Annotated in this window: 10 protein-coding genes and 1 pseudogene; 7 read left to right on the top strand and 4 right to left on the bottom strand. The window is 71.0% G+C overall.

Annotation, left to right across the window (positions count from 1 at the left end; translation table 11 throughout):
* Positions 1-1,284, bottom strand: a pseudogene (locus D471_RS32485) (DEAD/DEAH box helicase); the annotation flags it as partial.
* A gap of 588 nt (positions 1,285-1,872) precedes the next feature.
* On the opposite strand from D471_RS32485, the gene D471_RS0101090 reads away from it, so the two are divergent.
* From D471_RS0101090 to D471_RS0101080, 3 genes are all read left to right on the top strand, one after another.
* Positions 1,873-2,556, top strand: coding sequence for a ferritin-like fold-containing protein (locus D471_RS0101090; RefSeq protein ID WP_026127291.1), 684 nt, complete (start codon positions 1,873-1,875; stop codon positions 2,554-2,556).
* A 173-nt stretch (positions 2,557-2,729) separates the two neighbouring features.
* Positions 2,730-3,041, top strand: coding sequence for a DUF6401 family natural product biosynthesis protein (locus tag D471_RS0101085; protein WP_017596917.1), 312 nt, complete (start codon positions 2,730-2,732; stop codon positions 3,039-3,041).
* Between the two features lie 262 nt (positions 3,042-3,303).
* Complete coding sequence (locus D471_RS0101080; RefSeq protein ID WP_017596916.1) at positions 3,304-3,546, top strand: hypothetical protein; 243 nt, start codon at positions 3,304-3,306, stop codon at positions 3,544-3,546.
* A 120-nt stretch (positions 3,547-3,666) separates the two neighbouring features.
* Here D471_RS0101080 and D471_RS0101075 read toward each other — a convergent pair whose 3' ends face one another.
* The 3 genes from D471_RS0101075 to D471_RS0101065 form a co-directional block, all read right to left on the bottom strand.
* Complete coding sequence (locus D471_RS0101075) at positions 3,667-4,422, bottom strand: mechanosensitive ion channel family protein (protein ID WP_026127290.1); 756 nt, start codon at positions 4,420-4,422, stop codon at positions 3,667-3,669.
* Between the two features lie 325 nt (positions 4,423-4,747).
* Positions 4,748-5,392, bottom strand: a complete 645-nt coding sequence (locus tag D471_RS0101070) for a TetR/AcrR family transcriptional regulator (RefSeq protein WP_026127289.1) — start codon at positions 5,390-5,392, stop codon at positions 4,748-4,750.
* Between the two features lie 155 nt (positions 5,393-5,547).
* Complete coding sequence (locus tag D471_RS0101065; protein ID WP_017596913.1) at positions 5,548-5,775, bottom strand: hypothetical protein; 228 nt, start codon at positions 5,773-5,775, stop codon at positions 5,548-5,550.
* Positions 5,776-6,056: 281 nt separating this feature from the next.
* Between D471_RS0101065 and moeZ the strand changes: the two genes are divergently transcribed.
* The 4 genes from moeZ to D471_RS0101045 all read left to right on the top strand — a co-directional run.
* Positions 6,057-7,217, top strand: coding sequence for an adenylyltransferase/sulfurtransferase MoeZ (moeZ, locus tag D471_RS0101060; protein WP_017596912.1), 1,161 nt, complete (start codon positions 6,057-6,059; stop codon positions 7,215-7,217).
* A gap of 163 nt (positions 7,218-7,380) precedes the next feature.
* Positions 7,381-7,866, top strand: coding sequence for an SPW repeat domain-containing protein (locus D471_RS0101055; protein ID WP_017596911.1), 486 nt, complete (start codon positions 7,381-7,383; stop codon positions 7,864-7,866).
* Between the two features lie 10 nt (positions 7,867-7,876).
* Positions 7,877-8,206: an MGMT family protein gene (locus tag D471_RS0101050; protein WP_026127288.1), complete on the top strand. Its 330-nt coding sequence runs from the start codon at positions 7,877-7,879 to the stop codon at positions 8,204-8,206.
* Between the two features lie 116 nt (positions 8,207-8,322).
* On the top strand, positions 8,323-9,544 hold a 1,222-nt coding region (locus tag D471_RS0101045), incomplete at its 3' end, for an ATP-dependent helicase (protein ID WP_017596909.1).

Here is a 9,544-nt window from a genome sequence, read left to right as displayed (position 1 = left end):
CGCGACCGCTGCCGGCTCCGGCTCTCGCCACGGCCGCTCTCGCCGCGGTCGCGGTCACGGCGTCCGCCGCGCTCGGTGCGCGGGCCGCCGGTGTCGCCGATGTCCTCGACCTCCTCGGCCTCCAGACCCGCGTGGGTGCGCTTGTCCGCCGCGAGCTTGCCCTTGGTGCCCGCGGGGATCCTCAGGGCGGTGAAGAAGTGCTCCGAGGTGGAGTAGGTCTCCTCCGGGTCCGGGAACGACAGGTCCAGGGCGGCGTTGATCAGCTTCCAGCGGGGCATCTCCTGCCAGTCCACGAAGGTGACGGCGGTGCCGCTGCGCCCGGCCCGGCCGGTGCGGCCGATCCGGTGCGTGTAGGTCTTCTCGTCCTCGGGCGTCTCGTAGTTGACGACGTGGGTGACGTCGTCGACGTCCAGACCCCGGGCGGCCACGTCGGTGGCGACCAGGATGTTGATCTTGCCGTTGCGGAAGGCCCGCAGAGCGCGCTCGCGCTGGCTCTGGCCCAGGTCGCCGTGGACGGCCGCGGCGGCGAAACCGCGTGCCTTCAGGTCACTGGCGACACGGTCGCAGGTGCGCTTGGTCTGGCAGAAGACCATGCTCTGGCCGTGGTCCTCGGCCTGGATCAGGCGGGCCAGCATCTCGATCTTGTCCATCTGGTGCGTGCGGAACGCGTGCTGGGTGATCCGCCCGGTGATGGAGGAGCCGTCGATCTCGTCGTCGTCGCTGGCCCGCACGTGGGTGGGCTGGCGCAGGTACTTCCGCGACAGCGCGACGATCTCGCTCGGCATGGTGGCCGAGAACAGCATGGTCTGGCGCTCGGCCGGGGTCTTGGTGAGGATCCGCTCGATGTCGGGGAGGAACCCGAGGTCGAGCATCTTGTCGGCCTCGTCCAGGACCACGGCGGCGACCTGGTCCAGCCGCAGGTGCTTCTGGTTCTCCAGGTCCAGTAGGCGGCCGGGGGTGCCGACGANCGTAGGAACGGCCGCCGTAGACGGTGAGGACGCGCAGACCGTTGCGCTTGCTGGCGGTGGTCAGGTCCGCGGCGACCTGGATGGCCAGCTCACGGGTGGGGACCACGACGAGGGCGCGGGGGCGCTTGGCCGAGCCCGGGGACTCCTGGGCCCGCTGGAGCAGCGGGAGGCCGAAGGCGAGGGTCTTGCCGGTACCGGTGCGGGCCTGGCCGATGATGTCGCTGCCGGCGAGGGCGATCGGGAGGGCCAGTTCCTGGATGAGGAAGGGCTCGATGATCCCCTCCGCCTCCAGGGCGTCGGCGATCTCGGCGGTCAGGCCCAGGTCGCGGAAGGTCGTTCGGTTCTGTGTGGTCTGTTGTGTGCTGCTCAGGGCTCAAGCCTCCATCTTGGCGGGCCGCAACGTTGGCGTGGCCGCGGCGGGGTGCGGTCGCGGGCGGCTTGTGGCCGCCGCGGAGGGCGCGGCTCACCGCTGCTCCACCTTCCGGTGAGGGGCGCGGTGGCGCTGCCGCCTGGATCCGTGCGGGCCGGGGTGTACCCGTCCGCGGACCGGCTCCATCCGCAGTTCTGTCGTGTACGAGGGGTCCGTCCCCGCGTGTGAGGGGCGCTTCGAGGGCCGCTGTGTTCCAGACCGGCACCGATCGCCGCACCGTGGTGGCCGGGTGACCGTCCCCGATCGGGCGGGGGCTGGTCTGGTCGCCTGCACACGCCGGTCATCACGCAGAGTCTAGCTGGTGACTCAGCTGGTGGACATAGCAGTTCACCGAGCTGTGGACGGCCGAGGACCTACCCGTTCCCAGCCGATACAACCGTGTCCGCCCCTCGTTTAGTCCCTGGAACCCGTCGCGGAGCCGACGGGGCGCGCCCCGGTTCGGAGCCGGGCGCACCGGGCGCTACCCTGACGGGCATGACGCAAGGCCCTTCCGCCGACCCCGGCGTGATCGATCTCCTCGGGCTGCTCGCCTACGCCGAGCTCGGCTCGTTCTTCCGGCTCGCCGACGACGCCGGACTCGCGCCGACCCTGCGGGCGAAGGGCCAGTTGGCCGCCCTCGCCGCCACGGAGCAGGCTCACTACCAGGCGCTCCGGGACCGGTTGGAGGAGCTCGGGGCCGACCCCGAGGAGGCCATGGCGCCCTTCGTCGCGCCGCTGGACGCCTGGCAGGAGCGCACCGAGCCGCAGAGCTGGCTGGAGAGCCTGGTCAAGACCTACGTCGGCGACGGTATCGCCGGTGACTTCTACGCCAGGGTCGCCGGGCTCGCCGACGACGAGACGCGCGTCCTGGTCGAGGGCGTGCTCGCCGAGACCGGCCGCGCCGAGTTCGTCGCCGAGACGGTGCGCGGCGCCCTGGGGGAGGACCCCAAGCTGTCGGGCCGTCTGTCCCTGTGGGCGCGGCGCCTGGTCGGCGAGGCCCTGAGCCAGGCCCAGGCCGTGGCCGTGCAGCGTCCCGAGCTGGCCAAGCTGCTGGCCGGGGGCGACCGCGGGTCGGAGCCGTCCTCGGGCGTCGGTGACCTGGCCGCCGTGAGTAGGATGTTCGCCTCACTGACCGAGGGGCACTCCGGGCGTCTGCGGGCGATGGGGTTGGCCGACTAGCCCCGCCGGTCCCCGGATCCCGTGCCCCGGGAGGCCGGCCGCCACAGCCTCCGCCACCGCGTCGTTCGTGGTCGGAGGGGGTTCCCGCCCAACACTTTCATGACGATTCCTTGGTCAATGCACGTATAGTCGATGACGTTCCCCGTCTCCTGACCACGCGAGTAGGTACTTCCATGCCCCGTGGGACCTCCGTGCGCCACCCGCTGGCCGGACTCACCCGTGACTTCCACAAGCTCGGTCCCCTCGGCTCCCCGATCGATCCTGGTATGGGCGCTGAGCTGGACCAGCACGCCGCGGAGGTGTGCGACGCGATCACCTCGTCGGGAGGCAGGCTCACGGCGCGCAGCCTCGGAACGTACCTGCACGGCTTCATCGACGGGTGCCTCGAACAGGGCTGGGACTCCGAGGCGGTCGAGTACGACTGGGAGACCCTCCGCATTCTCGCGATCTGCCGCCTGGCGAAGGAACGGGGCTTCGTCCGCTAGGTTGGTGGCATCCGCGGGCGGTCGTGATGCCTGACGCGAGGATGCTCGCTGTGGCCGGGCCCACCCGTTCCCCAGCGAAAACCCGGAGCTCGGCGTACGCTGTGAAGGTAGCCGGTGACGAGCGGGAGGCCGATGACCGGCCCCGTCGCCGAGGCTGATCCAGGGCCCTGCGGAATGCAACGTGGGACACGTGGTGCCGGTACGCAGTGGCCGGGACCGCGACTGGCGGAGCGGCCCGCAGAGCCGCGAGAAAGGAATGCGCATGAGGAGCGGTCGGCATGGGGCGGCGCGTCCACCGGTCGGCGTCCTGATCCAACAGGAGCGCCTCGACTTCGCGCTGTTCGCACTGATCATCGTCGTCGCGCTGGTCTCGATGGTCTTCTCCGGGCCCGGCAGCGTGGTCTTCTGGTTGGCGTTCATCCCGATCGTCGCCTCGGGCGTCCTCGCGTTCCGGAGGATCGAGCACCTGTCGCGCATGGAGCTTCGCGACTCCGAGCTGCTCTGACGTCCACGCGCCGGTGTACCGGCGCCCGGGCACGACGCGAGGGCGGGGCCCGTCGGCCCCGCCCCCTACCTGCATCCCTTTCCTCCGGCCGACGAGCGCGGCCGCAGGTCTCGTGCGCGACTACGGGGCGGACTCGCCCCCGCCGCGCTGTCCGGGGGCCGTCCTGGCCTCCGTGGTCTCCTTCTCCCGCTCCGCGGGGCGGCGCATCGCCGCTTCACGTCCGGCCTCGTAGGTGGCGCCCGGGCCCATCTGGCCCGTCTCGCGTTCGACCACGTCCAGCNTGAGGCCGCCGCCGACACCGACGACGAGGATGCCGCCGATCGTGGCGAGCACGGCGATCAGGACGGGCATGGTGACGCTCATGGCCACGCCCATCTGGTTCAGCGCCGCGATCACACCGAGCGCCATGATGGCGATGGCCGCCACGTTGGCCAGGACCCGTCCGTAGGACAGGCCGCCGAGCGCCCCGCTGATGAGGTCGCGGGCGGCCTTGGCCAGGATGCCGGCCACCACGAGGATCACCAGCGCCACGATGCCGCGCGGAATCCAGGCGATGACCTCGCTGAGCAGCTGGCTGACCGGGTTCGGCCCGAAGACGTTGAACGCGAGCGTGAGCACGAACAGCAGACCGACGTAGTAGACGATCTTCCCGCACAGTTCACTGGCGCCCCAGCGGCTGCGCTCGAAGTACTCGCCCACCCCGCCGCGGTGCAGCGCGCGGTCGAGGCCGATCGAGTGCAACCCCTTCGCGACGAGCTTGCCCAGGACCCAGGCGACGAACCAACCGATCACCAGGATCACGAGGAAACCGACCAGCAACGGCACGAAGGTCGCCACCATCTCCCAGGCCGCGGTCACGCCCTGACCAATGTCCATAACGCCTTCACCCCCGAATCGCTTTGTCCGCCGGGGCACGGAGTCCACCCGGACGGGTACGGCGCACAAAAAGTGCTGTAGTTCTCATGTCCGCGATACCCGACCTTGGGTGATTGAACCTTTTGCCCGCCTTGTCGGGGGTGGGTTGCTCTTTCTTGGACACTCTTTTACGGGAAAATGGAATAATTTCCGGGGTGTCGTCTGGAAATTCGGTCATTCATGGTGGACGCGGACACGAAAAGGCCCCGGGAGCGTGCTCTGCGCTCCCGGGGCCCAGGGGTCCGGGTCGGGGGGACCGCGGCCGGAGGCCGTCGGTCGGGCGGGGTTATCGCTCGTCCCGCTCCTCGGGCTGGCGCTGCAGGTCCCAACCGCTGATGCCGCGCCAGGCGAGGCGGGCGACGAGCTGCTCGGCGGCCTCCTTGGGCACCTCGCCGTAGTTGTTGAGCCAGTAGCGGGCGCTGGTCTCGGCCATGCCGACCAGGCCGATGCTCAGCAGGCGGGCCTCCTCGTCGGAGATGCTGGTGTCCTGACGGATCACCCCTTCGATCAGCTCGGCGCAGCGCTGGAAGGTCTGCTCGCTCTTCTCGCGCACGGCGGGCAGGTTGCGCAGGTCGGATTCGAAGACCAGGCGGAACGCCTCACCGTCGCCGGCGACGAAGTCGAAGTAGGCGCGAAAGCTCGCGATCACGCGCTGGCGGTTGTCGTCCGTGCTCTCCAGCGCCTCGCGCTGCTTCTCGACCAGCGCCTCGGAATGCTCCTCCAGCAGGGCGAGGTAGAGCTCCAGCTTGCCTGGGAAGTGCTGGTACAGGACGGGCTTGCTGACTCCGGCGCGGTCAGCGATCTCGTCCATGGCCGCGGCGTGGTACCCGCGGGCGACGAAGACCTCTTGTGCCGCGGCCAGGAGTTGGCGTCGGCGCCTGACCCGGGGCAAGCGGGTGCCCCGGGCGCGGGCGTCTGAAGGAGCTGTCACACCCACACCCTCCGAAATCGGCATGGCAGATGCACGCCACCTCGAACATCTGCGTGGCTAGTACTGCCCGGCGCGACATGGTGTCACGCTCCACAGCTTTTCCCTCATCTTACTCCGGCGTAGGTTCGGTGTGGGCGGTCAGCGGCGGGCCCGGGTCACCGGTGCTCTTCCTCGTCGTCGGCGCCCAACTCGCGCAACTGCTCGACCACGTCCGCCTCGTTGGCTTGCTCCAGCCTCCGACCAGCGGGGTTCTCCAGCCACTGGTCGCCTTCCTCTTCGGCGGTCCGCGCGCTCTGCTCCGCCGCGTCCGCCTCGGGGACGGAGTCCGACGGGTCCGCCTCGGCCTCAAGGCGCCTCTTCCCGGCTCGATTCTGTGCTGTCACGGGAGCCTCCCGGCGTCGTCGCTGCGCGTACAGACGACACTACCCGCCCCAAGGCCGCCGGTAGGGGAACCGGGCGGCACGAACCCGCAGGCAGCGGGGGTGGAGAAGGTACGTTGAGGCATGCGGGCAGGGGTGTGTCCCACGCCTCCCCGGGGTGGGAATGGGAAACCCCACCCGTTAGGTTGGGTATAAGTGCAAGCACGCTTCGCGCCCCGCCCCCTCGGCCGACGCCCTTCGGTCCGGGCGGCGCGGAGCCACCTGAACAGACCTGAGGAGTCACCGTGTCGCTGCCGCCGCTGGTGGAACCAGCTGACGAGCTGACCGTGGACGAGGTGCGCCGCTACTCGCGTCACCTGATCATCCCCGACGTGGGTATGGACGGGCAGAAGCGCCTGAAGAACGCGAAGGTCCTGGTCGTCGGCGCCGGCGGTCTGGGTTCCCCCGCGCTGCTCTACCTCGCCGCCGCGGGTGTGGGCACGCTCGGCATCATCGACTTCGACGTCGTCGACGAGTCCAACCTCCAGCGCCAGATCATCCACGGCCAGAGCGACGTCGACCGTCCCAAGGCCGAGTCCGCGCGGGACAGCATCAAGGAGGTGAACCCCAACGTCGAGGTCATCCTCCACCAGGAGCGCCTGGAGTCGGACAACGCGTTGGACATCTTCGCCGGCTACGACCTGATCCTGGACGGCACGGACAACTTCGCCACCCGCTACCTGGTCAACGACGCCTGCGTGCTGCTGGACAAGCCTTACGTGTGGGGCTCGATCTACCGGTTCGACGGCCAGGTCAGCGTGTTCTGGAACGAGCACGGGCCGCAGTACCGCGACCTGTACCCCGAGCCTCCGCCGCCCGGGATGGTCCCCTCCTGCGCCGAGGGCGGCGTGCTGGGCGTGCTGTGCGCGTCCATCGGGTCCGTCATGGTGAACGAGGCCATCAAGCTCATCACCGGCATCGGTGACCCGCTCGTCGGCCGCCTGCTCATCTTCGACGCCCTGGAGATGACCTGGCGCGAGGTGAAGGTCCGCAAGGACCCCGACACCGAGCCGGTCACCGAGCTCATCGACTACGAGGCCTTCTGCGGCGCGGTGTCCGAGGAGGCCACCGAGGCCGCCGCCGGCTCCACGATCACCGCGGGCGAGCTCAAGGACCTCCTGGACAAGGACGAGGACATCTTCCTGGTCGACGTCCGCGAGCAGAACGAGTACGAGATCGTCAACATCCCGGGCGCGGTCCTCATCCCCAAGGGTGAGTTCCTCAACGGGAAGGCCTTCGAGCGGCTGCCGCAGGACAAGCGGATCGTCCTGCACTGCAAGTCGGGCGCGCGCTCGGCCGAGGCGCTGGCCGCGGTCAAGTCCGCCGGGTTCAACGACGCCGTGCACGTCGGCGGCGGGGTGCTGGCCTGGGTCAACCAGGTCGACCCGAGCCTGCCCGTCTACTGACCGGCGGGGTCCCACCGACGGGGGACGGAGCGGGACGGCCCGCTCCGTCCCCCGTCGTCGTCCACGGCCTCGGGACCTCCTTTCGCCGCCGCTCGTGAGTGGGTACAAGTCCCACAGGGGCCGCCCACGTCGTCGGAGCGGCCCGCCGCTGGGAGGTGGCGTCATGCGAGAGAAGGGACGCTGGGCGGACTGGGCGGCCATCGCCGCCGGTCTGGCCCTCGGAGTGAGCTGGATGTGGCACGGGATGTACGGCTGGGGCGGCGGACTGATGTTCGTGCTCGGGCTGGTCGTGATCATGGCGGCGGTCATCTCCCTGAACCGCCCCGCGGCGGTGTCCGGGGAGATCGCCCTGATGGCCATCGGCCTGCTGACCTTCGCCCTGCCGTGGATCCTGGGGTTCACCGAGCAGACCGCCGCCGCGTGGAGCGCGTGGCTGATCGGGCCGGCGATCATGCTGCTGGGCCTCTACGGGCTGGTGATGGCCGGGCGGACCCGTAAGCGCGACCCCGAGCTCGCCTGGACCATCCACCGCAACGAGTTCGGCGGGAGGCCGTCCGGCCGCGTGAGCNGGTGCCGTGCCGACCGGCTCCCGTGGGGCCCCACGGGAGCCGGTCGCGCCGGGGCACGCCGTGCGACCCGTCCGCAGTAGGCTCTCCGGTGTGCTGGACGACTTCGACGACCCCCACGCCGGACCGGACGACTACGCGGAGGAGGTCCTCTCCGTGGTCGAGTCCATCCCGCCCGGCACGGTGATGTCCTACGGCGACATCGCCGAGTACGTCGGTCGCGGCGGCCCCCGCCAGGTCGGCTCCGTGATGTCCACGTGGGGCGGCGCCGTCCCCTGGTGGCGCGTCGTGCGCTCCGACGGCCGCCCGCCCTCGGGCCACGAGGTGCGTGCTCTGTCCCACTACGCGGCGGAGGCCACCCCCATGCGTCCCGGCGCCGACCGCGTCGACATGCGCCGGGCCCGGTGGGACGGGCGGAACTGAGCCCCGGGAACCGGCGGGGCTGACCCCCGCGGCGCGGACGGATGTGTCCGTTCTGGCCGAGAAGGTCCCCGACCTCTGGTGAACTGTTGGTCGTGGACCATGCCCGATACCGACTCGTGCGGCGCGCCAACCGGGCGCAGCCGCCGCCGGTGCTGGACGAGAACCAGCGGCGCGTGGTCGAGCACGCGGGCGGCCCCCTCCTGGTACTGGCCGGGCCCGGGACCGGGAAGACCACCACCATCGTCGAGGCCGTCGTGGACCGCATCGACAAACGGGGGGTGGACCCCTCGCGCGTGCTCGTGCTCACGTTCAGCCGCAAGGCCGCCCAGGAACTGCGCGAACGGATCACCGCCCGGCTGCGCCGCACCACCCGCGAACCCCTCGCGCTCACCTTCCACAGCTACGCCTACTCCCTCATCCGGCGGGAGTTCCAGCGCATGGGCGACCTGCCGCCGCGCCTGCTCTCCGGTCCGGAACAGCTCATGGAGGTACGCGAACTCCTCACCGGTGAGGCCCTCGACGGCGCCGCCCACTGGCCCGAGCGGCTGCGCCCCGCCCTGGAGACGCGCGGTTTCGCCGAGGAGCTGCGCGACTTCCTCATGCGCGCCCAGGAGCGCGGTCTGGGCCCGGCCGAACTCGACCGGCTCGGCCGTGAGCGCGGCAGGGACGACTGGGAGGCCGCGGCCGGGTTCCTCGACCGCTACACCGGCCGCTTCGACATCGCCCCCGTCCCCACGCTCAACTACGCCGAGCTCGTTCGCGTCGCCGCCAACATGCTCGCCGACCCCGAGGTGCAAGAGCGCGAGCGTGCCGCTCGCGAGGTCGTGTTCGTCGACGAGTACCAGGACACCGACCCCGCCCAGGAGGAGCTGCTCCGCGCCCTGGCCGGGGACGGCCGCGACCTCGTCGCCGTCGGCGACCCCGACCAGTCCATCTACGCCTTCCGCGGTGCCGAGGTCGACAACATCCTGGAGTTCCCCCGCCGCTTCCGGGCCGCCGACCGCTCCGAGGCGCCCGTCGTCGCGCTGCGTGTCTGCCGCCGGAGCGGGTCCGCGCTGCTGGCCGCGTCCCGTGGGCTGACCCGGCGCCTGCCCGCCGTCGCGTCGGCGGGCGGGCACGTCAACGAGCACCGCGACCTGACCCCGGGCGAACACGTCCCGGACGGGCGGGTCCAGGTCCTCCTGGCCGACAGCGCCGCCCAGGAGGCGGCGGTCATCGCCGACACCCTGCGACGGGCGCACCTGGTCGACGGCGTCCCGTGGTCGGACATGGCCGTCCTCGTGCGCTCCTCCACCCGACAGCTGCCGGTCCTGCGCCGCGCCCTGACCGCCGCGTCGG

The organism is Nocardiopsis lucentensis DSM 44048, from assembly GCF_000341125.1.
Taxonomy (GTDB): Bacteria; Actinomycetota; Actinomycetes; order Streptosporangiales; family Streptosporangiaceae; genus Nocardiopsis; species Nocardiopsis lucentensis.
Note: the sequence above shows the minus strand (reverse complement) of the source record. Positions and strands in the feature narration are given on the sequence as shown.